At 67.6% G+C, this 24,852-nt stretch carries 22 protein-coding genes; 14 read left to right on the top strand and 8 right to left on the bottom strand.

Annotation, left to right across the window (positions count from 1 at the left end; translation table 11 throughout):
• The first annotated feature begins 88 nt into the window (after nucleotides 1-88).
• The 5 genes from AC5P5X_RS16895 (at nucleotide 89) to AC5P5X_RS16875 (ending at nucleotide 6,589) form a co-directional block, all read left to right on the top strand.
• On the top strand, nucleotides 89-1,228 hold the full coding sequence (locus tag AC5P5X_RS16895) for an OprO/OprP family phosphate-selective porin (protein WP_111189678.1): 1,140 nt from the start codon (nucleotides 89-91) through the stop codon (nucleotides 1,226-1,228).
• 72 nt (nucleotides 1,229-1,300) lie between these two features.
• Entirely contained in the window at nucleotides 1,301-2,632 is a 1,332-nt protein-coding gene (locus AC5P5X_RS16890) for a CitMHS family transporter (protein ID WP_111189679.1), read from the top strand.
• Nucleotides 2,633-2,656: 24 nt separating this feature from the next.
• Entirely contained in the window at nucleotides 2,657-3,397 is a 741-nt protein-coding gene (phbB, locus tag AC5P5X_RS16885; RefSeq protein ID WP_005410982.1) for an acetoacetyl-CoA reductase, read from the top strand.
• 209 nt (nucleotides 3,398-3,606) lie between these two features.
• The gene (locus AC5P5X_RS16880; protein WP_279703069.1) at nucleotides 3,607-4,131 is read left to right on the top strand and encodes a hypothetical protein; all 525 of its coding nucleotides are present in this window, start codon (nucleotides 3,607-3,609) and stop codon (nucleotides 4,129-4,131) included.
• 160 nt (nucleotides 4,132-4,291) lie between these two features.
• Nucleotides 4,292-6,589: a TonB-dependent receptor gene (locus AC5P5X_RS16875; RefSeq protein WP_111189680.1), complete on the top strand. Its 2,298-nt coding sequence runs from the start codon at nucleotides 4,292-4,294 to the stop codon at nucleotides 6,587-6,589.
• Nucleotides 6,590-7,028: 439 nt separating this feature from the next.
• Here AC5P5X_RS16875 and AC5P5X_RS16870 read toward each other — a convergent pair whose 3' ends face one another.
• Together AC5P5X_RS16870 and rsgA are read right to left on the bottom strand one after the other, a co-directional pair.
• Nucleotides 7,029-8,282, bottom strand: a complete 1,254-nt coding sequence (locus AC5P5X_RS16870) for a flavohemoglobin expression-modulating QEGLA motif protein (protein ID WP_111189681.1) — start codon at nucleotides 8,280-8,282, stop codon at nucleotides 7,029-7,031.
• Nucleotides 8,283-8,408: 126 nt separating this feature from the next.
• Nucleotides 8,409-9,518, bottom strand: a complete 1,110-nt coding sequence (rsgA, locus tag AC5P5X_RS16865) for a ribosome small subunit-dependent GTPase A (RefSeq protein ID WP_099523988.1) — start codon at nucleotides 9,516-9,518, stop codon at nucleotides 8,409-8,411.
• Nucleotides 9,519-9,632: 114 nt separating this feature from the next.
• Here rsgA and AC5P5X_RS16860 point away from each other — a divergent pair, with 114 nt between their 5' ends.
• Genes AC5P5X_RS16860 through AC5P5X_RS16850 form a run of 3 tightly spaced genes read left to right on the top strand, consistent with a single transcriptional unit; the run spans nucleotide 9,633 to nucleotide 12,252 of the window.
• Nucleotides 9,633-10,907: a pyridoxal phosphate-dependent aminotransferase gene (locus AC5P5X_RS16860; protein WP_010480840.1), complete on the top strand. Its 1,275-nt coding sequence runs from the start codon at nucleotides 9,633-9,635 to the stop codon at nucleotides 10,905-10,907.
• 3 nt (nucleotides 10,908-10,910) lie between these two features.
• Nucleotides 10,911-11,528, top strand: a complete 618-nt coding sequence (locus AC5P5X_RS16855) for an SGNH/GDSL hydrolase family protein (protein WP_099523986.1) — start codon at nucleotides 10,911-10,913, stop codon at nucleotides 11,526-11,528.
• 4 nt (nucleotides 11,529-11,532) lie between these two features.
• Nucleotides 11,533-12,252: a class I SAM-dependent methyltransferase gene (locus tag AC5P5X_RS16850; protein ID WP_099562069.1), complete on the top strand. Its 720-nt coding sequence runs from the start codon at nucleotides 11,533-11,535 to the stop codon at nucleotides 12,250-12,252.
• A gap of 145 nt (nucleotides 12,253-12,397) precedes the next feature.
• On the opposite strand, the gene AC5P5X_RS16845 is transcribed toward AC5P5X_RS16850, so the two are convergent.
• Nucleotides 12,398-13,177 (bottom strand): polysaccharide deacetylase family protein, encoded by a 780-nt coding sequence (locus AC5P5X_RS16845; RefSeq protein ID WP_099524254.1) that lies wholly within the window; start codon nucleotides 13,175-13,177, stop codon nucleotides 12,398-12,400.
• Between the two features lie 59 nt (nucleotides 13,178-13,236).
• On the opposite strand from AC5P5X_RS16845, the gene grxD reads away from it, so the two are divergent.
• Nucleotides 13,237-14,163: a Grx4 family monothiol glutaredoxin gene (gene grxD / locus AC5P5X_RS16840; RefSeq protein ID WP_099524255.1), complete on the top strand. Its 927-nt coding sequence runs from the start codon at nucleotides 13,237-13,239 to the stop codon at nucleotides 14,161-14,163.
• Nucleotides 14,164-14,240: 77 nt separating this feature from the next.
• Here grxD and AC5P5X_RS16835 read toward each other — a convergent pair whose 3' ends face one another.
• Together AC5P5X_RS16835 and AC5P5X_RS16830 are read right to left on the bottom strand one after the other, a co-directional pair.
• A complete protein-coding gene (locus tag AC5P5X_RS16835) occupies nucleotides 14,241-14,780 on the bottom strand; it encodes a DUF924 family protein (protein WP_043400116.1) in 540 nt (179 codons plus the stop codon).
• Between the two features lie 43 nt (nucleotides 14,781-14,823).
• The gene (locus tag AC5P5X_RS16830) at nucleotides 14,824-15,600 is read right to left on the bottom strand and encodes an AMP nucleosidase (RefSeq protein ID WP_010480853.1); all 777 of its coding nucleotides are present in this window, start codon (nucleotides 15,598-15,600) and stop codon (nucleotides 14,824-14,826) included.
• 152 nt (nucleotides 15,601-15,752) lie between these two features.
• Here AC5P5X_RS16830 and AC5P5X_RS16825 point away from each other — a divergent pair, with 152 nt between their 5' ends.
• From AC5P5X_RS16825 to AC5P5X_RS16805, 5 genes are all read left to right on the top strand, one after another.
• Complete coding sequence (locus AC5P5X_RS16825; RefSeq protein WP_111189682.1) at nucleotides 15,753-17,162, top strand: amidohydrolase; 1,410 nt, start codon at nucleotides 15,753-15,755, stop codon at nucleotides 17,160-17,162.
• Nucleotides 17,162-18,445 carry an amidohydrolase family protein gene (locus AC5P5X_RS16820; protein WP_111189683.1) on the top strand — a complete coding sequence of 428 codons (1,284 nt, stop codon included), beginning with the start codon at nucleotides 17,162-17,164 and terminating at the stop codon, nucleotides 18,443-18,445. Before AC5P5X_RS16825 ends, AC5P5X_RS16820 begins: the two co-directional genes overlap by 1 nt.
• A gap of 20 nt (nucleotides 18,446-18,465) precedes the next feature.
• Nucleotides 18,466-19,098, top strand: a complete 633-nt coding sequence (locus AC5P5X_RS16815; RefSeq protein WP_005414448.1) for a 2-hydroxychromene-2-carboxylate isomerase — start codon at nucleotides 18,466-18,468, stop codon at nucleotides 19,096-19,098.
• Between the two features lie 94 nt (nucleotides 19,099-19,192).
• On the top strand, nucleotides 19,193-20,134 hold the full coding sequence (locus AC5P5X_RS16810) for a DegV family protein (RefSeq protein ID WP_005410997.1): 942 nt from the start codon (nucleotides 19,193-19,195) through the stop codon (nucleotides 20,132-20,134).
• Between the two features lie 77 nt (nucleotides 20,135-20,211).
• Entirely contained in the window at nucleotides 20,212-20,550 is a 339-nt protein-coding gene (locus AC5P5X_RS16805; RefSeq protein ID WP_005410998.1) for a hypothetical protein, read from the top strand.
• Nucleotides 20,551-20,662: 112 nt separating this feature from the next.
• Here the strand turns inward: AC5P5X_RS16805 and AC5P5X_RS16800 are convergent, their stop codons facing one another.
• Genes AC5P5X_RS16800 through AC5P5X_RS16790 form a run of 3 tightly spaced genes read right to left on the bottom strand, consistent with a single transcriptional unit; the run spans nucleotide 20,663 to nucleotide 24,705 of the window.
• Nucleotides 20,663-22,075: an efflux transporter outer membrane subunit gene (locus tag AC5P5X_RS16800; protein WP_049459661.1), complete on the bottom strand. Its 1,413-nt coding sequence runs from the start codon at nucleotides 22,073-22,075 to the stop codon at nucleotides 20,663-20,665.
• Nucleotides 22,072-23,154 (bottom strand): HlyD family secretion protein, encoded by a 1,083-nt coding sequence (locus AC5P5X_RS16795; RefSeq protein WP_111189684.1) that lies wholly within the window; start codon nucleotides 23,152-23,154, stop codon nucleotides 22,072-22,074. The genes AC5P5X_RS16800 and AC5P5X_RS16795 overlap by 4 nt, the downstream gene beginning before the upstream one ends.
• 21 nt (nucleotides 23,155-23,175) lie before the next feature.
• Nucleotides 23,176-24,705 carry an MFS transporter gene (locus AC5P5X_RS16790; protein ID WP_033835214.1) on the bottom strand — a complete coding sequence of 510 codons (1,530 nt, stop codon included), beginning with the start codon at nucleotides 24,703-24,705 and terminating at the stop codon, nucleotides 23,176-23,178.
• Nucleotides 24,706-24,852: the final 147 nt, after the last annotated feature.

Genomic DNA, 24,852 nt, shown 5'->3' with positions numbered 1-24,852 from the left:
ACCGTCCGGTGCCCACGATTGCCGCGCGCCTGGCGCGCACCTGGGAGGGTTTGTGGAATTCACGTTTGCCTGGCGGCGTCCTGCCGCCATGATGGCGCTGGCTGTCCTGTCGGCGCCGGGCTTCGCTGCCGAAGACGACCGTCCGGTCACCGCCACCCTGGGGGGCCGCCTGCATCTGGACTTCGCCACCTTCGACAACGACAACCGCGGCACCCCGAACAAGGACGACACCGAAATCCGCCGCGCGTGGGTTGACGTATCCGGCAAGTTCTTCGTGGTCGACTACAAGCTGGAGGCCGATTTCTCCGGCGACCGCGTCGAGGCCAAGGACGTGTACCTGGCGCGCAGCTTCGGCAAGGCCGGCAAGCTGACCGTCGGCCAGTTCAAGCAGTACTTCTCGCTGGATGACCGCACCAGTTCCAACTACGGCAGCTTCCTGGAGCGCGGCAACGCCGGCACCACGCTGGCGCCGCTGTACCGGCTGGGCGCGTCGTGGCAGGCCAATCCGGGTGACTTCACCTGGGCCGCCAGCATCTACAGCCTGGAAAGCATCGACGCCTGGCAGGTGAAGGGGCGTGCTGCCGGTGGCCGTGTCACCTGGGCGCCCTCGCCCGCCGATGGCGACGTGCTGCACCTGGGCCTGTCGCTGGCCCGCGAGGCCTATGACAACCCCGGCGCGAACGGCGTTCCGGGCCTGAAGATCCGACCACGCCCGGCCGGCCACCTGTCCGATGAAAGCCGCCTGACCCTGGTCGACTTCTCCGCCGGCCGCGATACCGACGTCAACAAGTGGTCGCTGGAATACGCGCAGGTGCGCGGCCCGCTGTCGTGGCAGGGCGAGTTCAGTGGCGCCACCTTCGATGACGGTTCACAGCGCGGCGACGTGATGGCCGCCTACGGCATGGTTAGCTGGTTCGTCACCGGCGAAAGCCGCGCCTACGACCGCAAGACCGGCCGCTTCGCGCGGGTGAAGGATATCCGCCACAGGGCCGGCGCGTTCGAAGTGGCGCTACGCTACGACCAGATGTGGGGCGCGCAGCATCTCGATGGTGCGCCGGACCTGCGCCGCGGCAGCACCGAAGCCTGGACGCTGGGTGGCAACTGGTACCTGCGCGACAACCTGCGCTTCATGCTCAACGTGATCGAAAGCCGCAACCGCGACCGCTTGGCCGGGGTGACGGTGGACCGCACGCGCGCGGTCACCGGACGCCTGCAGTACGACTTCTAAGCCCGAATTCCCGGGTATGCCGCCCGGGCCCCTTCCACTCCCCCACGTCCTGTATTCGCAAGGAGTCCGCAGATGACGCTGAGCATCCTCGGCTTTGGCATGGTCATTACGTTCATGTACTTGATCATGAGCAAACGCCTGTCGCCGCTCGTCGCCCTGATCACCATTCCCATCCTGTTCGCGCTGATCGGTGGCTTCGGTGCCGGCATCGACGAGATGATGCTGGAGGGCATCAAGAAGATCGCGCCGACCGGCGTGATGCTGATGTTCGCCATCCTCTACTTCGGGGTGATGATCGACGCCGGCCTGTTCGATCCGCTGGTGCGGGTGATCCTGCGTTTCGTCAAGGGCGACCCGATGAAGATCGTGCTTGGCACTGCAGTGCTGGCGATGCTGATCTCGCTCGATGGCGATGGCTCGACCACCTACATGATCACCGTCTCGGCGATGCTGCCGCTGTACCAGCGGCTGGGCATGAACGCGCTGAACATGACGTGCGTGACCATCCTCGCCGGCGGCGTGATGAACCTGACCCCGTGGGGCGGCCCGACCGCACGCGCGGCCACCGCGCTGCACGTGGACCCGGCCGACGTGTTCGTGCCGCTGATCCCGTCGATGGTGATCGCCTGTGCCGGCGTGCTGCTGCTGGCCTGGTACCTGGGCCTGAAGGAACGCCGACGCCTCGGCGTGGTGACCCTGCCCAAGGGCGGCAGCTGGATGGACAACAGCGTGTCCGATGACAGCAACCCGCTGCCGACCGTGGAAGACGCCGAAGACATCAAGCGCCCGAAGCTGCTGTGGGTGAACCTGGCGCTGACCGTGGCACTGATGACCGCGCTGATCATCGGCGTGCTGCCGATGCCGGTGCTGTTCATGGTCGGCTTCGCCATCGCCCTGGTGATCAACTACCCGAACCTGGCCGAGCAGCGCCGCCGCGTGGTCAACCATGCCGGCAATGTGCTGTCGGTGGTGTCGCTGATCTTCGCCGCAGGCATCTTCACCGGCATCCTCAACAACACCGGCATGGTCGAAGCGATGTCGCACAGCTTCCTGGCGGTGATTCCGGAATCGTGGGGCCCGTACCTGGCGGTGATCACGGCGGTGGCGTCGATGCCGTTCACCTTCTTCATGTCCAACGACGCGTTCTACTTCGGCGTGCTGCCGATCCTGTCCGAGGCCGCTGGCAACTACGGCATCACCCCGGTGGAAATGGCGCGCGCCTCGCTGGCCGGCCAGCCGGTGCACCTGCTCAGCCCGCTGGTGCCGTCCACCTACCTGCTGGTGGGCCTGGCCAAGGTCGAATTCGCCGACCACCAGCAGTTCACCCTGAAGTGGGCCATCGCCATCTCGATGCTGCTGATGATCGGCGGCCTGCTGTTCGGCCTGTATCCCCTCGCCGCCTGACCCTTTGCCAAGGAGCCTTCTGCAATGACGCTTCGAATCGCTTACGTCACCAGTGGAATGGGCAGTGTCGGCACTGCCATCTGCCAGAGCCTGGCCCGCAGCGGCCACACCGTGGTTGCCGGCTGCGCGCCGAACTCGCCGCGCAAGGCCAACTGGCTGCGCGAGCAGCGCGAACAGGGCTTCGACTTCATCGCCTCCGAAGGCAACGCGACGGACTGGGCCTCGACCAGCGCCGCGTTCGCCAAGGTGCGCGCCGAAGTCGGTGAAGTGGACGTGCTGGTCAACAACTCCGGCGGCAGCCGCGACCTGCTGTTCCGGCAGATGACGGTGGAGGACTGGAACGCGGTGATCGCGTCCAACCTCAACGCGCTGTTCAACCTGACCAAGCAGGTGGTGGACGGCATGGCCGCGCGGGGCTGGGGCCGCATCATCAACATCGGTTCGGTCAGTGCCCACAAGGGACAGATCGGCCAGGTGAACTACGCCACCGCCAAGGCCGCGATGCATGGCTTCAGCCGTGCGCTGGCTGCCGAAGTTGCGTCGCGCGGGGTCACCGTCAACACGCTGTCGCCGGGCTACATCGCCAGCCAGGCGATCAGCAGCTTCCCGCCGGATGTGCTGGACCGGCTGGCCGCCTCGGTACCAGTGCGCCGCCTGGGCCGCCCCGAGGAAGTGGCCGGCCTGTGCGCGTGGCTGGCGTCGGATGAAGCCTCGTATGTGACCGGTGCCGACTACGCGGTCAACGGTGGTCTGTACATGGGTTGAGCCCGTCTCCACGCAAGGCGTGGACCTCCTCCCCCACGGAGTGCGCGGGGCCGGTGAACCTTCGCTTGCGAGGGGGATGCGGCCCCTTTTTTTGCTTCTGCATATTCGGGACGCATTGCCCGATACATCGGCAGAACCGGTGCTATACCTGCCAACGCTCGCTGAACCCGATGGACGAACGGCCGGAATCGCGGATCAAGGAGGTAGGCATGCGTGCATTGCTGATTGCGCTTCTTGTGGTCGCCAGCCCACCACTGGCGGCCACGCCACCCGCTGCCACTGCGGAAGAGGCGGGTGCAACCTGGCGGCTCGTGGAACGCTGGTCCTTGCAGCTGGTGCGCTCTGACCTTGTCGCGCAGCTATCACCCCTGGCTCCACCCGGCTCGCGTTCGGAAGCAAGAATGGGCCGGGGCGACAGCGCCACCATCGATCTGGCGCCATTCGCGGTCGCTGGGAGGATCAAGGGGCCCTCTGGCCAGATCTACACCGACGCGTCGGGGCGAATCATCAAAGGCATTACGCTGCGGCTGAGCGGCGCCTGCATCTCGCGAAAGCAGATGGGTCGTCGCTACCCCGACTTCAATGTCCTTTCCGTGCCGTCAGGGCATAGCCTGGACGAGTCGACGGTGTTCGGCACAGTAGTGAACGGCATCCAGATCGGGTTCTCATTCTCCGAACATGACCGTGACTGCATGGACCAGCTCAAATTGAGCTGGCTTGGGGAGCGCTTCTGATTCCCACCGGCCTACCACCATGACGAACATGTTGCAGGACACGCACCACTGTCCTGCATCGTTCGTTGGTTTTTCGTAAAGAAGGTTTCATGTTCCGTTCGCATAGTGGCCATGCACCGCGCACGCGTGCCGGTGACCACCCCCAATGCAACGGACCACCATGCAGACCCGACACCTGACGATCGCCGTGGCGATCGCCCTCTCCGCCGCCACCAGCGCCCATGCCGCCACCGCCGCCGATACCGGCGCCAGCACCGATGCCGCGCTGAGCGCGCAGACGCTGGATACCGTCTCCGTGATCGGCCAGGGCGAGACCCGCCAGGTGCAGCGCATCACCACCGTCGACAAGCAGGTGCTGCCGCCGGGCACCAGCGGCCAGAAGATCCTCGACCGCCTGCCGGGCGTGTCGGTGCAGTCCAACGATGCCTTCGGCGCCAACGAAGAATCGCAGACCATCAGCCTGCGCGGCTTCGACAAGAGCCGCCTCGGCTACACGCTGGACGGCATCCCGCTGGGCGACAACAGCTACGGCAACTACAACGGCCTGAGCATCGCCCGCGCGATCATCGCCGAGAACCTGGCCGGTGCCGAACTGTCGCAGGGCATCGGTTCGCTCGGCGTGGCCTCGACCAGCAACCTGGGCGGCACCATCCAGTACTTCTCGATGGACCCGTCCACCGAGTTCGGTGGCCGCGCCAGCGTCACCGTCGGCGACAACAGCCAGCGCCGTGGCTACCTGCGCGTGGATACCGGTGACATCAACGGCTTCTCGGCCTATGTGTCCGGCGTGCACCAGGACCAGGACATGTGGGCCGCGCCCTACCAGAACCAGACCACCCGCCAGTTCAACGCCAAGGCAGTGTGGAATGTCGGCGACCACCGCTTCGGTGCGTTCGTGGCCACCTCGCGCGCCAGCCAGGCCAACTACGCCTACCTGTCCAAGGACATGCTGGCACGTGGCCTGGGCTACGACTGGAACATCTATGCGCCGGACTGGGATCGCGCTGTCGCTGCCGCGTACTGCGCACCGGGCACCTACAACAAGGCACGCTGCAAGTTCAGCGGCGGCGTCAACAGCATCGACGATGCCTACTACCAGAGCCGCGCGCTGCGCGACGACAACCTCTATTCGGTCGATGCCGACCTGCGCCTGGGCGAGCAGGGCCGCCTGAAGCTGCTGGCCTACCACCACGACAACCGTGGCCAGGGCCACTGGTGGGCACCTGGCCAGCCGTCCTACCCGGGTACCGACAAGATGCTGCCGATCTCGATCCGCAGCACCAACTACACGATCAACCGCGATGGCCTGACCGCCGCGCTGTCGTGGACGGTGGGCATCCACGAACTGGAGGCCGGCCTGTGGTACGAGCAGAACGACCACAACGTCTCGCGCAACTTCTACTACATCAGCGGCCCGTTCCTGGACGACCTGTACCTGAAGAATCCGGACCGCCTGCTGTTCAACCAGGACTTCGACATCCGCACGCGCCAGTTCTACGTGCAGGACCGCATGCGCTTCCTGGACCAGCGCCTGACCGTGGACGTGGGCATCAAGAGCCCGAACACCCGCATGCGCGCCACCGCCCAGCCGGGCGTGGAAACCAGCATCGCCTCGGGCACGCTGACCGCCAAGAAGTCGGTGCTGCCGCAGGTGGGCCTGGGCTTCAAGCTCAACGCCAACAACGAGTTGTTCGCCTCGTACGCCGAGAACATCGCCGCCTTCGTCGGTGGCGGCAGCGGTGGCCCGCTGCAGGTGTCGCCGGAATCGTTCGCGGCCAGCGCCGGCCTGGAGCCGGAGAAGTCCAAGAGCCTGGAAGCCGGCTTCCGTACCTTCGGCGAGAAGTACCAGGCCTCGATCGCCGCGTACAACGTGAAGTTCGACAACCGCCTGCTGTCGCTGAACCCGTGTTCCAGCATCGAAGTCGGCACGCGTCCGGAGTGCGTGACGCGCTTCATCAACGTCGGTTCGGTGAAGAGCCACGGTGCGGAGCTGACCTTCATCCTCAAGCCGATCGACGGCCTGCAGTGGTACAACGCGCTGTCCTGGAACAAGACCACCTACGAGGATGACTACACCTCGGGTGGCGCGATCGTGCCGGTGGCCGGCAAGATCACGGTGGATACGCCGCAGCGCATGGCCTCCAGCGAGATCAGCTGGAATCGTGACGGCTTCTTCGCCAGCCTGCGTGCCAAGTACACCGGCAAGCGCTACTACACCTACACCAACGACCAGTCGGTGCCGGGCGTGACCACCTTCGACGCTGGTGCGGGCTACGACTTCGGCCCGGGCCTGGGCCTGCGCAACGTGCGGGTGTCGTTGAATGCGACCAACCTGACCAACAAGCGCTATGCGGGCCAGCTGAGTTCGTTCGCACCGACTGATCCGAAGGGCACGCGTTATGCGATCCATGCGAGCGCACCGCGGCAGTTGTTCATGACGGTGGCGGCAGAGTTCTAAGTCGAAAGCGTTGCCCCGCGGCGTCTTGATTATCGTCGCGGGGCAGGGCCGGATGGGCCGGCGCAGGACACGCCGTAAACCCATCCATGGGGGCTCGATGGCGCCATCCATGGCGCCAACGGTCCTGCGCCGGCCCATCCGACCCTGCTCGACGGTTTCCCGCGCCACGGTGCGGAAGGCAAAGAAGAGCAAAAAGCAAAGAGCCGGGCATTGCCCGGCTCTTTGCTTTTCAAGCGCAATCCCTTCGGCGCGGTGATGTGCTGCCGCCCGCGCGGGAAAATGTCTGGCGGCGGTGGGGCACCCTGGCCAGGACCGTGAGGCGCATGGATGCGCCGATCGAGCCCCCATGGATGGGTTTACGGCGTGTCCTGGCCAGGGTGCCCCACCGCCGCCCAGCGACATCAATCGAGGCGCCAGCGCATCATCCCGCCAACGCCTTTCATTCCGGCGCCAGCTGGTCCATCCGTATCCGGTTGGCGAACAGCGAGAACGCCAGCATGCCAGCCAGGCCGTTCGCCCGGCTCACCCAATGCGGCAGCCAGCGCGGCGGCTTCAACACCCCCGCCTCGAACAGCGGCGCGAACGCGATCGCATCGGCCAGGCTCATCTTGCCGGCGAACAACCAGCGGCAGACCTGCAGGCGGTCCTCGGCCAGCATGTGGCGGAAGAAGGTGTGCACCGACACCAGGCCGCGCAGATACACCGTGTCCTTGGTGAACGCCAGGCCGCCATTGGGCGGCACGCCACGGAACACGCGCTGTGCCGAAGCGAAGCTCTCTTCCGCGTTCTGCCCGGCATCGCAGAAGTAGCGGAACACCTCGATGAAATCAGCACCTTCGCGCGCCATCGCAATCGCCTCGGTACGCAGGCTGATGCGCTTCAGGCGCTCGATGTCGATGCTGCCGGTGATCTGCTCGGCGAACGTCGCCAGCCCCTCCTGGGTTGCCGTCACCCGTGGCGAGGACAACGCCAGGCTCGGCAGCACCGGCTGTTCGCGGCCATTCAAGGCGGTCAGCGAATGCACCAGCGCTTCATGGTGGAACAGCTGCGCACGGTCGTAGGCGCTGAAGCGCGCACTGGTACGCAGGCGGATACGGGTCGGGCCGGCGGCCGCCTTGGACACCAGCTCCGGATCCAGCTGCACCTGGATGATGCGTGATTCGAAGAAGGCATCCAGATCGTTCTGCAGTTGCAGCTGCAGGGCAATGGCCGAGACCGGCACCTGCTCTTCCGGCGCCAGCAGTTCGTGGTCGAGTTCGGCAGCAATCTGGATGAAGTGACGCGCCGCTTCGCGCGTGCTTGGGCCACTGCCTGGCAACGGCTGCTCGGGCGCGCCGAACAACTGCACCGAACAGGTATCGACCGCCGCCGTGCCCAACCCTTCCAGCAGCTGCGCGGCCAGGTCCCAGCTCTGCGCCGACTGGCGCACGTAGTGGCCCAGCGGATGAGTATCATCGCAGTCGGCGGCGATCGCAGCCAGTGCGCGGCGCTCCTCGCTGAAATCCAGCCTCGGGTAATCCACCTTCGGCAGCACCGGCTGTCCACGTGCCACGCTGTCCAGGAACGGTGCCTGCAGCGTGGCCGGCCAGCTGGTCAGGCCCAGCAGGCGGATGCCCCCCACGGCCTCGACCAGGCGCGCATCGAGCGCTGCATGGTGGGCCACGTCACGGTCCAGCGTCGCGGTCGGTTCCATGGGCGGACTATAGCGCCCTGCCGTGTCCGGCGCCGTGCGCCGCCGCCCGAGCATCGGCTCGGGCGCTACAGGAAATGACTCCGCCACGGACCCACTGTAGAGCCGAGCCCACGCTCGGCTGCTGTGCTACCGCCGGCGGTTCTTGCCCGCCGGGCGGAACTGCTGGCCCTTGCCCTTCCTGCCGCCACGCTCCTGCGCGGTCTCGGCCTGGCGAACAGCCAGCTTGGCGGCGGCGGCGGCCACTTCTTCCTTCAGCTTGAAGTAGTTCAGCAGTCGGCTCTCTTCGATCTCGCCGGCCTCGATCGCGGCACGTACCGCACAGCCCGGTTCCTGCTGGTGCTTGCAGTCGTTGAAACGGCACTGTGCGGCCAACGCTTCGATATCGGCGAAGCCACCTTCCGACAGCGTCTCTTCACCGGTCGGCTTCAGCTCGCGCATGCCGGGGGTGTCGATCAGGCAGGCGCCCGACGGCAGCGGCATCAGCGCGCGATGGGTGGTGGTGTGGCGTCCGCGCGAATCGTTGGCACGCACCGCGTTGGTCTTCATCCGCTGCTCGCCGAGCAGCGTGTTGGTCAACGTGGACTTGCCGGCACCGGACGAGCCCACCAGCACCACGGTGCGGCCCGGGCCCAGCCACGGTTGCAGCACGGCAACGCTGTCAGCATCCAGGCCGTTGATCGCATGCAGCGCGATGCCCTGCATCTCCAGCTCTTCCAGCACCGCCAGCGCATCCTCGCTGTACTCGGTCTGGTCGGCCTTGGTCAGCACCACCACCGGTTCGGCACCGCCACCGCCGACCAGCAGCAGGTAGCGCTCGATGCGGCGCGGATTGAAGTCAGCGTCCAGGCCACAGACGATGAACACCGTATCGATGTTGGCCGCGATCACCTGCTGGTGGTAGTGCTCACCCGCGGCACCACGCTTGATCGCGGTGCGCCGTGGCAGCAGGGCGACGATGCGGATGCCATCGAGCAGCACCCAGTCGCCCACCGCCGGCCGTTCATGGCTGGGGAAGCGCGGGCGCTGCCATTCGGGCAGCGACTCGGCCTTGATCGATGCATCCGGGCCATCGGCCACCACGTAGTGGGTGCGGTGCTGTTCGATCACCCGTGCCGGGCGGGCCTGCGGGTGCGCGGCCATCGCGGCCTGCCAGTCAGCCTGCTGTGGCGGGCCCGGCCAGGGCCAGCCGATGGTCTGCAGGGCGATGAAATCGGGGGTCTGGGTCATCGCCGCCATTCTACCTGTGCCAGCGCCCTGCCAGCCCAGCAGTGACGGGCCCGGAGCCCTTGCCATGCAGTGCAGCAATTCCGGTAGGATGGAAGCCCCATGCCTTTTGACGGCCCAGCTCCCATGTCCACCACCTCGCCCAAGCCCCTGGCCATCCGCGAGCGCCTTTCCGAAGTGCGCTACGAAATCCGCGGAGAACTGGCGCGGCGAGCCCGGGAGCTGGAGGCGCAGGGCCGCAAGCTGATCAAGCTCAACATCGGCAACCCGGGCGCTTTCGGCTTCCGCGCGCCGGAGCACCTGCAACGCGCGATCGCCGACGACATGGGCCGCACCGACCCATACACCCACCAGCAGGGCCTGCCGGTGGCGCGCGAAGCCATCGCCAGCTACTACGCCCGCCGCGGCGCGCCCGATGCGCACCCGGACCGCGTCTTCCTCGGCAACGGCGTCAGCGAGCTGATCGACCTGTCACTGCGTGCGCTGCTCAACCCGGGCGACGAAGTGCTGGTGCCCTCGCCCGACTACCCGCTGTGGTCGGCTTCGACCATCCTCAACGATGGCCGGCCGGTGTACTACCGCTGCGCGCCGGAGAACGGATTCCAGCCGGACCCGAGCGAGATCGAGACGCTGGTCTCTTCGCGCACCCGCGCCATCGTGCTGATCAATCCGAACAATCCCAGCGGCGCCAGCTACCCGCGCGAACTGCTGGAGCGCGTGGTGGAAATCGCGCGCCGCCACAACCTGCTGCTGCTGGTCGATGAGATCTACGACCAGATCCTGTACGACGACGCGGTGTTCCAGCCGGTCGCGCCGCTGGCCGGTGATCATCCGTGCCTGACCTTCAGTGGCCTGAGCAAGGTGCACCGCGCCTGCGGCTGGCGTGTGGGCTGGGCCCACCTCAGCGGTGACGATGCCCGCCTGGGCGACTTCCGCGCCGCGCTGGACCTGTTGGGCGCACTGCGCCTGTGCGCCAACGTGCCGGGCCAGTACGCCATCGAGGCGGCGGTGAACGGTCCGGACACCATCTCGGAGCTGTGCACGCCGGGCGGCCGCCTGTATGAAACCCGCCGCGCGGTGATCGAGGCCTGCGAAGCCAGCGAGCACCTGTCACTGGTCGCGCCGGCCGGCGCGCTGTATGCGTTCCCGGCCGTGGTCGGTGCCGCTGCGAAGGGCTTCGACGACCACGATTTCGCGCTGGACCTGATGAACAACGAAGGCGTGCTGGTGGTGCCGGGCTCAAGCTTCAACGTGCCCTACCGCCATCATTTCCGCGTGACCCTGATGCCGGAAGCTTCGGTGATGCGCGATGTGTTCGCCCGCATCGACCGCGTGCTGGCGCGGCGTGCCGAGGATGCGACCAAGGTCGTGCCGCTGAAGCCGCGCCGTTCGGTGGCCTGAGCCGTGGCATTGTCCTACCTGGCGCTGGGCGATTCGTACACCATCGGTGAAGCGGTTGCAGTCGAAGGCCGCTGGCCGCACCAGCTGGCCGCCGCCCTGCGTGCGCAGGGCATCGACCTGTCCAACCCGCAGACCATTGCGACCACCGGCTGGACCACTGACGAGCTCGATGCGGGTATCGACGCGACCGCACCGCAGGGTCCGTTCGATTTCGTCAGCCTGCTGATCGGCGTCAACAACCAGTACCGCGGGCGTCCTCTGGACGAATACCGCAGCCAGTTCCAGGCCCTGCTGCAGCGGGCGATCAGCTTCGCCGGCGGTGATGCCGGCCGCGTGCTGGTGCTGTCCTTCCCCGATTGGGGTGCCACCCCGTTCGGTGCCGGCAGTGGCCGCGACCTGGCCGCGATCGAGATCCAGACCGATGAGTTCAATGCCGCCGCCGAGGTGATCAGCACCCGGCACGGCGTGGCCTTCGTCGACATCACCGACATCAGCCGCGCGCAGGGCGAAGACCCGACGATGATCGCCGAGGACGGCCTGCACCCTTCAGCGCGGATGTACGCGCTGTGGAGCGCGCGCGCGCTGCCGGTTGCCGCGCATCTGCTTGGCGGCACGGACTGAGGCGATGGACGGCACGCCACGGAACGGCCCGCCCCTGCCCTGTGCTCCCCTGACGGCCCCGCAGGCCCGCTTGATCGCCGAAGCGTTCCGCCCGGCGCAGGCCTGGGGCAGCCGCCGCGACTACTACTACACCCGCGGCAAGCTCGGCAGCGATCCGCTGTACGACGGCGTGCTGCAGCATCTGCCTGAGGACGGGCAGCCGGTGCTGGACCTCGGCTGCGGGCTGGGCCTGTTCGCCCATGTACTGCGCCAGCGCGGCGGCACCCAGCGCTACCTGGGCATGGACGTGGACGCCAGCAAGATCGCCCGCGCGCAACGTGCCGCCGTCGAGCTGCATGACGTGCGCTTCGACTGCGTGGACGTGCAGGCGCCACTGCCGGCGCAGGCCGGGCACGTCCTGCTGCTGGACGTGCTGCAGTACCTGGACGCGGGCCCACAGCAGGCACTGCTGCGCGCGGCCAGTGCGCGGGTGGCTCCCGGCGGCTGCCTGCTGCTGCGCACGCCGCTGGCCACCGGCGATGGCCGCGACCGCACCACGCGGGTGGCGGACCGGCTGGCCTGGCTGGTCGGCTGGATGGGCACGCGGCCGCGCCACTACCCCGATCCAGAGGTGCTGCAGACGACGCTTGCCGAAGCGGGATTGCAGGTGACCGCCCCCCGGCCGCTGCATGGGCGTACGCCGTTCAACAGCTGGCTGCTGGTGGCCGAACGCCCTGAAGTGTAGAGCCGAGCCCACGCTCGGCTGCTCTCCGACGCTTTCCGGCGCTACGCACCGCCGCCCGAGCATCGGCTCGGGCGCTACAGGATGGCCGCCCGCCTCTGTAGAGCCGAGCCCAGGCTCGGCTGCTCCATGCGGCGAGAGCCCGGCACTACGGGGCCGGCAGCTGCGCCTTCAGCCCGCGTTCGTCCAGCGCCTGCAGCACGCGCTCGATGATCACCAGATTGTGGCCGTGGGCGGCGCCTTCGTGCAGCAGCACGATGGCTCCTGGCCGCAGGTCGGGCAGCAAACGCGCCAGCACGCCCTCCGGCGTGCAGCCGACGCCGTCGTAACCGCGTGCACTCCAGCCCACGCGCACCAGGCCGAGCGCCTTCAACACCGGCGCCACGAACGGGTTGGTCATGCCCACCACCGAGCGATACCAGCGCACCGGATGCCCGCTCAGGGCCTGCAATGCATGCTGGCAGCCTTCGATCTCGGCGCGCATCGCAGCCGGTCCCAGCCGCCAGAAGCGGGCCTGCGGGTGGCTGTGGCTGTGATTGCCGAGGTCGTGGCCACGGCGCAGGATCTCGGCCACCAGTTCCGGCTGCGCCAGCGCACGGTCCCCCACCAGGAAGAAGGTCGCACGCGCCTGGTGGCGGTCCAGGAGGTCGAGCACGGCACGGGTTTCCGGGCCGGGGCCGTCATCGATCGTCAGCCAGACACTGTTGCCAGCGTCCGGCACCCGGCTCAATACCGGCGCGTAGAAACGGCTGTTGGGCAGGAATATCGGCACCATGAACAGCGCGTGGCTGGCCACCATCAGCGGCAGGGCCCAGTGCCAGCCTGCCAGTACCCATACCAGGATCACGGCCAACTGCGACGCCACCAGCCAGGGCAGCCAGCGCCAGGGGCGGGCCGGGATGCGATGCAATGTTCCTGCGTTGCTCATCCCCCATGATGCCATGAGGGTTAGAATTGATGATTCGAATTCCCGGAACCCCGACGTCCATGTCCCTCGATCCCGCCCTGCGTTCGCGCATCGAATCCATCCTCAACGCCAACCGCGTCGTGCTGTTCATGAAGGGCCAGCCGTCGATGCCGCAGTGTGGCTTCTCGGCCAAGGCCGTGGGCGCGCTGCAGGACCTCGGTGTCGAGTTCGCCCACGTCAACGTGCTGGCCGACCAGGAAATCCGTGAAGGCATCAAGGCCTACGGCGACTGGCCGACCATCCCGCAGCTGTACATCGACGGCGAACTGGTCGGCGGCAGCGACATCGTGCTGCAGATGGCCGCCAGCGGCGAACTGAGCAGCGTGCTGGGCCTGGCCGCTCCGGACCGCACCCCGCCGAGCATCACCGTCACCCCGGCCGCCGTGGAAATGCTCAAGGGCGCGCTGGCCGACGCTCCGGGCGCTGCCCTGCAGCTGACCATCGACGCCGGCTTCCAGCCGAACTTCCAGCTGGCCCCGCATGACGAAGGCGCGATCGCTGCCGAATCCAACGGCCTGCGCGTGCAGTTCGACCTGTCCAGCGCCCGTCGCGCCAACGGCATCACCATCGACTGGGTGGACGACATCCGCGGCAAGGGCCTGGCCATCGACAACCCGAACGCGCCGAAGCCGGTGCAGGAAATCAGCGTGCGTGATGCCGATGACCTGGTGCGTGCCGGCAACATCACCCTGGTGGACGTGCGCCCGGCCGACGAGCGTGAGATCGCCGCCGTGGGCGTGCCGTTCAAGACCTTCGACGGCAACGGCCGTGCCGAGCTGGAAGCCCTGCCCAAGGACACCGCACTGGCCTTCATGTGCCACCACGGTGGCCGCAGCGCGCAGGCCGCCGAGCAGTTCCGCGCCCTCGGCTTCACCAAGGTGTTCAACGTCACCGGCGGCATCAACGCCTGGTCCGAAGACGTCGACAACGGCGTGCCGAAGTACTGATCGGCACTGAAAAAGGGGACGGAGGGGATTAAGTCGTTTGTGCCATAAACGACTTAATCCCCTCCGTCCCCTTTTTCTTAGCCGGCAAACCCGCCTTCGGCCAGGTAATCCAGTTCTTCCGGCGTGGGGATGCGGCCCAGCACGGCGTTGCGATGCGGGAAGCGCCCGAAGCGACGGATGATGTCGCGGTGCAGTTCGGCGTACTGCAGGTATTCCTTGTCACCCAGCACGTCGAACATCGCTACCGAGCGGTCCTGGTCCAGCGGATCCTCGGAGTGCTCGAACGGCAGGTAGATGAAGGCGCGCAGCTTCGGCACCAGCTGCAGGTCCAGGCCTTCCTCGATGGCCCGCATGGCGTAATGCCGGGCCAGGCCATCGGTGGCGTAGGAATGGGCAGTGCCCCGGAAGCAGTTGCGCGGGAACTGGTCCAGCAGCAGCATCAGGGCCAGCGCCCCTTCGGCACTGCCCAGCCAATGCTCACGCCCGCGCGAAGCGGCGGCGAAATGCTCATCCAGAAACAACTGGCGGAACTGCGCGTCGAACGCGTCGTCGCGGGCGAACCACTTTGCAGGGCCCGCCTCGTTCCAGAATTCCACCACTTGCGCGGCAACGTCCATTACCTACTCCCAGGCCCGGACGCCCCGCGCCCGGCCTTCATCATCATTCGTCGAAGCGCAGGTGGCGGACCGACTTGCCGTTGCGCCGGATAAGCTTAAGCGCCTCGATACCGATCTGGATATGGTTTTCCACGAACTGGGAGCTGACCTTGGCATCGGAGGCTTCGGTCTTGACCCCATCGGGGATCATCGGCTGGTCCGAGACCAGCAGCAGCGCGCCACTGGGGATGTGGTTGGCGAAGCCGGCGGCGAACACCGTGGCCGTTTCCATGTCGATGGCCATGCAGCGCATCGCCCGCAGCCGTTCCTTGAAGCCCTCGTCGTGTTCCCACACCCGGCGATTGGTGGTGTAGACCGTGCCGGTCCAGTAGTCGTGGCCGAGGTCGCGGATCATGGTCGAAACCGCACGCTGCAGGGCAAAGGCCGGCAGGGCCGGGACTTCCGGCGGCAGGTAATCGCCCGAGGTACCCTCGCCACGGATCGCGGCGATCGGCAGCACCAGGTCACCCAGCTGGTTCTTGCGCTTGAGGCCACCGCACTTACCGAGGAACAGCACCGCCTTGGGCATCACCGCCGACAGCAGGTCCATGATGATCGCGGCATTGGGGCTGCCCATGCCGAAGTTGATCATGGTGATGCCGTCGATCGTGGCGCTTGCCATCGGCCGGTCCAGGCCGATGACCGGCGCACCGGTCAGCTCGGAAAAGGTATGCAGGTAGCCGCCGAAGTTGGTCAGCAGGATGTGCTGGCCGAACTGGTCCAGAGGCACGCCGGTATACCGGGGCAGCCAGTTGTCGACGATTTCCTGCTTGCTTTTCATGGGCGGTCCGGTACGGCGGGGGACCGGGTATTTTCGGCCACCCGGCCGGTGCAGTCGAGCCGCCGTCGACCGTCCTGTGAAGAAGGTCACTTGGCAAGCCCGCCGCCACCGGGCTAGCGTCGGCGGTTGGACCAGGTTGCAAGGGGAACTGCATGGCATCGACGTTGTTGCGCGCCGGGGTGGCCCTGGCGCTGCTTTCATTGAGTACGGCTCCGGCGGTGGGCGCCTCGCGCTTTGTCGCCGATCCCTACCCCAGCACCTACCAGGCCCATCCTGATGCGCCGGTACTGATCCAGAACGCCACGGTGCTGACCGGTACCGGCCAGCGCCTGGACAACGCCGACGTGCTGCTGCGCGACGGCCGCATCGCCGCCGTCGGTCGCCAACTGCAGGCCGATGCCGGTGTCACCCGCATCGATGCGCAGGGCAAGTGGGTCACCCCCGGGCTGATCGACGTGCATTCGCATCTGGGTGTATACCCCAGCCCCGGCGTCGGCGCGCACAGCGACGGCAACGAGATGACCGCACCGGTCACCGCCAACGTCTGGGCCGAACACTCGGTGTGGCCTCAGGACCCAGGCTTCGCCACGGCACTGGCCGGCGGCGTGACCAGCATGCAGGTGCTGCCCGGCTCGGCCAACCTGGTGGGTGGCCGCGGCGTGACCCTGAAGAACGTCCCGGCCATCACCTACCAGGCGATGAAGTTCCCCGGCGCACCATGGGGCCTGAAGATGGCCTGCGGCGAGAACCCCAAGCGGGTCTATGGCGAAGGCAAGGGCGTGACCCCGGCCACGCGCATGGGCAACGTGGCCGGCTACCGTGCCGCCTTCATCGACGCCGCCGACTACATCGCCAAGAACAAACCCAAGCCGGCCAAGCGCAAGGGATGGTTCGGCAGCGACAAGGGCGACAGCGCCGGGGATGCAGGCGGCAAGCGCGATCTCAAGCTGGACACGCTGGCCGGCGCCATCGAAGGCGACATCCGCGTGCACATCCACTGCTACCGCGCCGACGAGATGGCCACCATGCTCGACCTGGCCAAGGAATTCGGCTTCAAGGTGGCCGCTTTCCACCACGGCGTGGAGGCCTACAAGCTGGCCGACCGGCTGGCCGCCGACGGCGTCTGCGGCGCACTCTGGGCCGACTGGTGGGGCTTCAAGATGGAAGCCTTCGACGGCATTCCCGAGAACATCGCGCTGGTCGACCGGCCGAAGAACAGCTGTGCCATCGTCCATTCCGATTCACCCGAAGGCATCCAGCGCCTGAACCAGGAAGCGGCCAAGGTAATGGCGTCCGCGCGCCGCGCGCGCATGCCGGAGATCACGCCCGAGCACGCCATCACCTGGATGACCGCCAACGCCGCCAAGGCGCTGGGCATCGAGGGCCAGACCGGCACGCTGGAGGCCGGCAAGATGGCCGATGTGGTGGTGTGGAACGGCAACCCCTTCAGTTCGTATGCACTGGCTGAGCAGGTCTTCATTGATGGCCGCAGGTTGTACGACCGCAGTGCACCGGCAGCGACGCCGCGTTCTGATTTCCAGCTTGGCCAGGAGGTGCGCTGATGGTGGTGCTCAAGCAGTTGACGCAGTCTGCCGCGAAGGGCAGCCGAGCATGGTTCGGCGCTACTGTCATGGTGCTGGCCTGCATCTCCGCATCCGCACAGGCACAGGACCTGCTGGTGCGCAACGCGACGGTGCATACCGCCAGCGCGCGCGGCAGCCTGCAGAACGCGGACGTGCTGGTGCAGGGCGGCATCATCCGCGCGGTGGGCAACGGCCTGTCAGCGCCTGCCGGCGCCACCGTGATCGAGGCCAATGGCCGCCCCCTGACGCCGGCGCTGTTCGGCGGTATCACCGAAACCGGCATCGAAGAGGTCTCGGGTGAATCGAGCACGGTGGACAGTTCGTTGAAGCTCGGTGAGCAGCCGCTGCGCCCGGAATTCGACGTCACCCTCGCCTACAACCCGGCCTCGGTGCTGATTCCGGTCACGCGCCTGGAAGGCATCGGCTTCACTGCGTTGGGCGCTGCCACCGGCGGTGGTTTCGTGGCTGGCCAGGGCGGCGTGATGCGGCTGGACGGCAGCGCCGACCCGATCGGCCCGCGCGCCCTGTTCCTGCGCATCGGCGCGGCGGCCTCCGAGCTGACCGGGCATTCGCGCGCCGCGCAATGGATGCTGCTGCAGCAGATGATCGACGAAGCACGCGGCCAGGTGGCCGCGGACTCGCCGCACGCGCTGCTGACGCCGGCCGGGCGCCGCACGCTCAGCCGTTACCTGGCAGGCCAGGGCCGCATCGTGGTGGAGGTCGATCGTGCCTCGGACATCCGCCAGCTGCTGCGCTGGGCCGCGCGCGAGAAAGTGAAGATCGCCATCGCCGGTGCCAGCGAAGCATGGCAGGTCGCGCCGGAGCTGGCCGCCGCACAGGTGCCGGTGTTCGTCGACGTGCTGGCCAACCTGCCGGCCAGCTTCGACCAGATCGGCGCCACCCTGGAAAATGCCGCACGCCTGCAACGCGCCGGCGTGCCGGTGTCGTTCGTGCAGCGCGGCGACGCCACCCACAACGCGCGCAAGATGCGCCAGCTGGCCGGCAACGCGGTGGCCAACGGTTTGCCGTGGGCCGATGGCCTGGCCGGGCTGACCCGGGTGCCGGCGCAGGCGTTCGGGGTGGCCGACCAGATCGGCAGCATCGAGCCTGGAAAACGCGCCGACCTGGTGCTGTGGGAAGGCGACCCGCTGGACGTGGCGCACTATGCCGAGCAGGTCTGGCTGGGCGGCCGTGCGATGCCGATGCGCTCGCGCCAGACCGACCTGCGCGACCGCTACCTGCAGCGCAACGCGCAGCCCTGACCGCACACGAGGACACACCGATGGCGACACTGCGCTGGTACTTCGACTTCGTTTCGCCCTACTCCTACCTGCACTGGCAGAAGCTGAAGCAGCTGCCGCAGTTCGCGCAGATCCAGACCGTGCCGATCGCCTTCGGTGCGGTGCTGCATCACCTGGGCAATCTCGGGCCGGCCGAGATTCCGGCCAAGCGCCGTTTCATGTACCGCCAGCTGCAATGGACCGCGCAGGCCGAGGGCACGCCGATGCGCTTCCCGCCCGGCCATCCGTTCAATCCGTTGTCGGCGCTGCGCCTGTGCCTGGCCGCCGGAGCCAGCGCACAGGCGGTGGACGTGCTGTTCGACTGGATTTGGCGCGACGGCCATGCCGGTGACAGCGCCGAGGCCCTGCGCGAACCGGGTGCGCAGCTGGGCATCGAGGATGTCGCCAGCGCCATCGCCGCCCCGGCGGTCAAGGAACAGCTGCGGCGCAACACCGAGGCCGCAATCGGCGCCGGGGTGTTCGGGGTCCCGACCCTGGCCATCGACCAGGAACTGTTCTGGGGCAACGACGCCCATCCGCTGATGGCGGCCGTGCTGGCCGATCCTGCCCTGCTGCAGCAGCCCGAATGGCAACGCCTGGACAGCCTGCCGGTGGCGGTACAGCGCGATCGCTGAACAGGGGTGGCGCCTTTCCCTCGGGCGCGGGCTCTGGTTTTGAGATAGATTTCACGTTTCCGAACCTACAACCGCCCTGGAGGGGGAGCCGCGGATGCGCATCGGAATCGTCGTCGACTCGGCCTGCGACCTGCCGCAGGACTTCATTGCCGAGCACAACATCGTGCTGCTGCCGATCACCGTCCGCATCGGCGAAGCCGTGCTGGCCGATCACCGCGATGAGCAGGCCACGCTGAGCTTCCTGCACGCGCACGTGGCCGAACACGGCGCCGAGGCGGAAACCATTCCCTTCAGTGTCAACCAGATCCGCGACCTGTTCCTGCAGCAGCTGGTGATCGATTACGACCACGTGTTCTGCATGACCATCACCAAGACCCGCAGCCCGATCCATGACAACGCGCTGCAGGCCAGCTTCGCCATCCTCAACGACTACAAGCCGGTGCGCCAGGCGGCAGGCTACAACTCACCGTTCGCGCTGCGCGTGCTCGATACCCAGAACCTGTTCGCCGCGCAGGCGGTTACGGCGGTGGAAGCCGTGCGCCTGCGCGAGAGCAACGCCAGCGTGCAGCAGATCCGGGAGCGGCTGGAGGAACTGGCCGGCAACGTGCACGGCTACATGGTCACCCGTGACCTGTACTACATGCGTGCGCGCGCACGGCACAAGGGTGACCGCAGTGTCGGCCTGCTCAGCGCCGCACTGGGCAGCGCGCTGGACATCAAGCCGGTGCTGCATGGCTACCGCGGCGAGACCGGGCCGGTGGCCAAGATCAAGGGATTCGACAATGCCGTGCAGAAGCTGTTCGCGGTGGTCGGCCAGCGCGTACGTGCCGGACTGATGACGCCGACGGTGTGCGTCAGCTACGGCGGAGAACTGGACGAGCTGCGTGCCCTGCCCGGCTACGCACAGCTGAAAGAGGTCTGCGCCACTCATGGCGTGACCGTGTACGAATCGGTGATGAGCCTGACCGGCATGGTCAACGTCGGCAAGGGCGCGGTCACCGTAGGCTTCGCCGATGGGCCGCATCGGTTCGAATGAGCGCTGGCCACGGCCGGAATCTGCACATCGATTCCACTGCGGTTGTGCCAGTCTTGCCGCACTTCAAGGAGAACTCCATGCCTGCGCAGTACCACATCAGCCTGCCCGACCCGTCCAAGGCCCGCGGCAATGACCCTGACCTGTCCTTCCACTCGCAGGGCGCCGCCGGTTTCGCCGAAGAGCTGCAGGATGCCCTGCGCAGCGGCACGCTGTTCGAGCGCTGGAAGGCCAAGCAGCCCGACCCGGACGCGGTGGAACCGCAGTGGGGCGTGACCGATCCGGAGGCCACCGTGACCGGCGAGCAGAAGGACCTGCGCATCAACCTGGTCGCCACCACCCGCATCGACAGTGACGTGTTCAAGCAGCGCCTGCGCCTGCTGGCCGGCAGCCACTGGGAACTGCGCGACGTGCGTTGAGGCCCTGCCCTGGTAGGTGCCAACCTTGGTTGGCAACTACCGGGACGCGAGGTAGTGCCGGCCGCTGGCCGGCAACCGCAACATCCATGAAGGTGCCGGCCAGCGGCCGGCACTACCAGCCTCCACCCAGCGCGCGGTACAGCTCTACACGCGCGATCGCGGCGGTGGCCTGGCTGTTGGCCAGCGCGGCCTGGTTGTCCAGTGCGATGCGCTGGGTGGTCAGCACGTCCAGCATGTCGACCACGCCGGCCTGGTACTGCCGGCGCGCCGCCCCCAGTGCCGTCTCGCTCTCATCCACTGCCACGTGCAGCTGCACCGTGCGCTGCTGCTCGGCACTGTAGCCATCCATGGCGTCATCCACTTCGTGCCATGCCTGCAGCACGGTACGGCGGAACTGCAGGGCCGACTGTTGCTGCTGCAGCCTGCTCAGCGCGAGATTGGCCTTCAGCCGTCCGCCCTGGAAGATCGGCAGGCTGATCGACGGACCGATGCTGAAACGGTGCGCGTTCCAGCCATCCAGATCATCCAGCTGCTTGGCCTGGAAGCCGGCGTCGCCATTCAAGGTGATGCGCGGCAGGAAACTGGCCTTGGCCACGCCGATGCCTGCCGTTGCCGCATGCAGTGCCGCTTCGGCACGACGGATGTCCGGGCGACGCTCGGCCAGTTCACTGGGCAGCCCCACCGCTACGGCCGGCAACGCCGGCCAGTCACGGCGTGCATCCTGCAGCTGCGCGTCCAGCGCCTGCGGCGGCTGCGCCAGCAGGAACGCCAGCGCATTGCGCAGCTGCGATTCGCGATGCTGCAACGGCGCGATGCGTGCCTGCAGCGATGCCACCTGCGCGGCCGCGCTGGACACCTGCAGCGTGCTGGCCACACCCTGGCGTTGGCGTGCTTCGGTCAGGCGTTTGATGTCGTGGGCGATGCTGAGGTTGTCCTCGGTAATCGCCAGCAGCTGCCGCGTCGCGCGCAGCTGCAGATAATCACGCGCGGTTTCCGCCAGCAGCGCGATGCGCACTGCATGTGCATCCTCCTCGGCCATCTGCACGCGCGCGTCGGCCGCTTCCACCTGGCGCCGCACGCGGCCCCACAGGTCCAGTTCCCAGCTCAGGCCGATACCGGCCTGGAACAGCCCGTAGTCATCACGGCCGCCGTTGCCGGACGGATCATTCAGGCCCACCTCGCTGTTGCGTGCACGCACGCCACTGGCGCTCGCGCTGACGCTGGGCAGGCGATCGGCGGCGGTGATGCCGCGTGCAGCACGGCTCTGCTGCACGCGGTTGGCCGCCAGCTGCAGGTCCAGGTTGGCCGCCAGCACCTGGTTGGCCAGCTGCCCCAGCAGCGGATCGTCGAAACCGGCCCACCAGGCCGCGTCCTGGTCGATGGCGTTGCCGGCGACGGCCTCACCCTGCCAGTGGCTGGGCAGTTCCGCCTGCGGGCGTACGAAGTCCGGACCCATCGTGCAGGCAGCCAGGGCCGTGCACAGGCTGGCCGCAACGAAGGTGCGGAACACGGTGACTGCGCTCATGCGCCCTCCCCGCTCTTGTGGCCCGGACTGTGCTGCACGCTCTGCGCGCGCGCGCGGCTGCCCAGGTCAACGCTGGCTTCCACCGACATGCCGGCACGCAGCTGGTCCAGCAGCGGCTGGCCCGGCTCCAGCACGATCTTCACCGGAATGCGCTGCACCACCTTGGTGAAGTTGCCGGTGGCGTTCTCTGGTGCGACGGCAGCAAAGGTGACGCCGGTGGCTGGTGCAATGCTGTCGATGTGCCCGCGCAGCGGCGTGCCCGGGAATACGTCCACCTTCAGTTCGACCTGCTGGCCGGCCTGCATGCGGGTCATCTGCGTTTCCTGGAAGTTGGCGACCACGAAGGCGCGCTTCAGCGGCACCACCGCAGCCACCGGCGTACCCGGCGTCAGGTAGGCACCCACGCGCACCGCGCGGCGACCGACCATGCCATCGATCGGTGCGCGCAGCACGGTGTGCGACAGATCCAGTTCGGCGCGTGCCTGCGCCGCTTCCGCACGCTGCACCGCCGCCTGTGCAGCCTGCACGCCCGCGCTGAGGATGTCGGTGCGCTGGCGTGCGGTCGACAGCGCGGCCTGGCCCTGCTGCAGATGCGCACTGGCCACGGCCTGCTTCGACTGCGCCTGCTGCGCGTTCTGCACGGTACCGGCGCCGTCACGGGCCAGTTCGCGGTAACGCTGCTGGTCGGCACTGGCCAGGGTCAGTTCGGAACGGCTGACATCGACAATGGCCCTGGCCTGCGCGATCAACGAGTCCTGCTGGGCCAGTGCGGCCTGCGCATTGGCCAGCTGTGCACGGGCATTGGCGAGGTCGGCACGGGCCGCCTGCAGGGCGACCTGGTAGTCGCGGTCGTCGATGCGGGCCAGCACATCACCGGCCTTCACCGACTGGTTGTCCTCGACTTCCACGGCACTGACGAAGCCGGGAATCTTCGGCGCCACCAGGGTGTAGTCAGCCACCACGTACGCATTGTTGGTGGTCTGGTGGCCGCCATCGCGCAGCAGCAGCCACGCGCCGACGGCCAGGGCCAGCACGCCCAGGCCCAGGCCGGTGTTGAGGGTGGTTCGATTGATCGTCATGAGGGGGTTCCTGCGAAAGGTTCAGGCCACGGCACGTGGCGGATGGATGCGGGTGGGCATCCAGGCAATGAGGGGAATGAAGGCCAGCGCCACCAGTGCGACCACCCAGTACAGGTCGGCCGAAGTCAGCGCCTGTACCTGTGCATGCAGGCGCGCGCCCAGCTGCGGGCCATCGGCCAGCCACGGTTGCTCGCCAAGGCGATCGACCAGCACGGTGGAATGGAAATGACGGCGGCCCTGGGCGACGGCATCCAGCACGCCGCCAGCGAGCACGGCAGCGAAGCCCTTGACCGTGTTGAACCAGGCCGAGGCGAACGGGCCGTCCTGCGGCGCCAGGCCGCCGGTGGCCAGCATCAGCAGCGGCAGCACCGCCATCGGTTGCGCGAACACCTGCAGCAGCTGCACCCACAGGAAGTTGTCGCGGATCCAGGCCACGTCCAGGTGCGAGCCCAGCCAGCAGGCCAGCGCCAGCATCGCCAGGCCCGTGGCCTGCACCCAGCGGCAGTCCACCGCGCGGATGTTCAGCAGCGCCGCCACCAGCGGCAGCGCGATCACCTGCGGCAGCGCCACCCACAGCAGCATCGGTGCGGTCTGCAGCGGCCGGTAGCCCTGCACGCTGGCCAGGAACCCGGACGGGATCGAGATCACTGCCAGCAGCACGAACAGCACGCCGCCCAGCGTCACCAGCGAGTAGCTGAGATTGCGGTTGGCCAGCAGCTGCAGCTTGAAGAACGGCAGCGGATGGAACCATTCATTGATCATGAACAGCACCATCAGGCCGGCACCGCCACCGATCATCAGCGTGATCATCGGCGAGTCGAACCAGTTCAGGCGCGGGCCCTGCACCAGGCCCAGCACCAGCAGCACCAGCGCCGGCAGGCCCAGCAGCAGGCCGACGCCATCGAACTGGGCGAAGCGTTCCAGCCGCAGCGGGTCCTGAGGCAGGCCCCAGCCGACCATCGCCATGGCGGCCAGGCAGTACGGCACGATCTGCCAGAACGCCCAGTGCCAGCCCACCTGCTCGACCCAGAACGCGGCCAGCGGCGTGCCCATGCTTGGGCCGAACGTCGCCGTCAGCGCGTAGCCGGCCAGGCCATACAGCTTGATGCCCGGGGGCAGGAAGCGCAGCGCCACGCTCATCAGCAGCGGCGGCAGCGCGCCACCGCACAGACCCTGCAGCGCGCGCAGCAGCAGGAACACCTGCAGGTTCGGGGCAAGCGGGCACAGCACGCCCAGCACCATGAAGCCACCGATCATCGCCAATGCGAAGCGGCGCAGCGAGAAGGTGGCGGCACACCACGGTGCGAAGGCCATCGCGCTGACCGACATCGCGCTGTAGAGGGCGACGACCCAGCTGCCGTCGTCGACGCTGAAACCCATCGCGCCACGGATGTCGGCCAGGGCGACCTTGGTGATGTTCTCGTTGAAGCCCGACACCAGCACCGCCAGCAGCACGCCACACAGGCCGACCAGAATGCGGCGATCGAGCCCGGGGGCGGCGGCAGGACGGGGCGCTGCGGCGGCCGGGACAGCGGCGGCCGGCGTACTCATCGCCGGGCACCTATCCGTGCAGTGCACGGCATGTTGGGGGTCATTGGAATGCGCTCAGTGAAACTCCGGGGAGCGCAGTCTAGGGAGCCGGTACCCTGCGAAAAATGGCGCAACCCGCATCCCAGGCGTGCGCCAGGCGCACGCATG

The organism is Stenotrophomonas sp. YJH_SMC_91 (genome assembly GCF_059368495.1).
The sequence above is the reverse complement of the archived record's forward strand: the minus strand, read 5'-3'. Positions and strand labels throughout refer to the sequence as shown.

Bases quoted from the DNA above. Each gene is read 5' to 3' on its own strand.
- AC5P5X_RS16895 (WP_111189678.1), top strand. From the start codon at position 89: ATGATGGCGCTGGCTGTCCTGTCGGCGCCGGGCTTCGCTGCCGAAGAC.
- AC5P5X_RS16890 (WP_111189679.1), top strand. From the start codon at position 1,301: ATGACGCTGAGCATCCTCGGCTTTGGCATGGTCATTACGTTCATGTAC.
- phbB (WP_005410982.1), top strand. From the start codon at position 2,657: ATGACGCTTCGAATCGCTTACGTCACCAGTGGAATGGGCAGTGTCGGC.
- AC5P5X_RS16880 (WP_279703069.1), top strand. From the start codon at position 3,607: ATGCGTGCATTGCTGATTGCGCTTCTTGTGGTCGCCAGCCCACCACTG.
- AC5P5X_RS16875 (WP_111189680.1), top strand. From the start codon at position 4,292: ATGCAGACCCGACACCTGACGATCGCCGTGGCGATCGCCCTCTCCGCC.
- AC5P5X_RS16870 (WP_111189681.1), bottom strand. From the start codon at position 8,282: ATGGAACCGACCGCGACGCTGGACCGTGACGTGGCCCACCATGCAGCG.
- rsgA (WP_099523988.1), bottom strand. From the start codon at position 9,518: ATGGCGGCGATGACCCAGACCCCCGATTTCATCGCCCTGCAGACCATC.
- AC5P5X_RS16860 (WP_010480840.1), top strand. From the start codon at position 9,633: ATGTCCACCACCTCGCCCAAGCCCCTGGCCATCCGCGAGCGCCTTTCC.
- AC5P5X_RS16850 (WP_099562069.1), top strand. From the start codon at position 11,533: ATGGACGGCACGCCACGGAACGGCCCGCCCCTGCCCTGTGCTCCCCTG.
- AC5P5X_RS16845 (WP_099524254.1), bottom strand. From the start codon at position 13,177: ATGAGCAACGCAGGAACATTGCATCGCATCCCGGCCCGCCCCTGGCGC.
- grxD (WP_099524255.1), top strand. From the start codon at position 13,237: ATGTCCCTCGATCCCGCCCTGCGTTCGCGCATCGAATCCATCCTCAAC.
- AC5P5X_RS16835 (WP_043400116.1), bottom strand. From the start codon at position 14,780: ATGGACGTTGCCGCGCAAGTGGTGGAATTCTGGAACGAGGCGGGCCCT.
- AC5P5X_RS16830 (WP_010480853.1), bottom strand. From the start codon at position 15,600: ATGAAAAGCAAGCAGGAAATCGTCGACAACTGGCTGCCCCGGTATACC.
- AC5P5X_RS16825 (WP_111189682.1), top strand. From the start codon at position 15,753: ATGGCATCGACGTTGTTGCGCGCCGGGGTGGCCCTGGCGCTGCTTTCA.
- AC5P5X_RS16820 (WP_111189683.1), top strand. From the start codon at position 17,162: ATGGTGGTGCTCAAGCAGTTGACGCAGTCTGCCGCGAAGGGCAGCCGA.
- AC5P5X_RS16815 (WP_005414448.1), top strand. From the start codon at position 18,466: ATGGCGACACTGCGCTGGTACTTCGACTTCGTTTCGCCCTACTCCTAC.
- AC5P5X_RS16810 (WP_005410997.1), top strand. From the start codon at position 19,193: ATGCGCATCGGAATCGTCGTCGACTCGGCCTGCGACCTGCCGCAGGAC.
- AC5P5X_RS16805 (WP_005410998.1), top strand. From the start codon at position 20,212: ATGCCTGCGCAGTACCACATCAGCCTGCCCGACCCGTCCAAGGCCCGC.
- AC5P5X_RS16800 (WP_049459661.1), bottom strand. From the start codon at position 22,075: ATGAGCGCAGTCACCGTGTTCCGCACCTTCGTTGCGGCCAGCCTGTGC.
- AC5P5X_RS16795 (WP_111189684.1), bottom strand. From the start codon at position 23,154: ATGACGATCAATCGAACCACCCTCAACACCGGCCTGGGCCTGGGCGTG.
- AC5P5X_RS16790 (WP_033835214.1), bottom strand. From the start codon at position 24,705: ATGAGTACGCCGGCCGCCGCTGTCCCGGCCGCCGCAGCGCCCCGTCCT.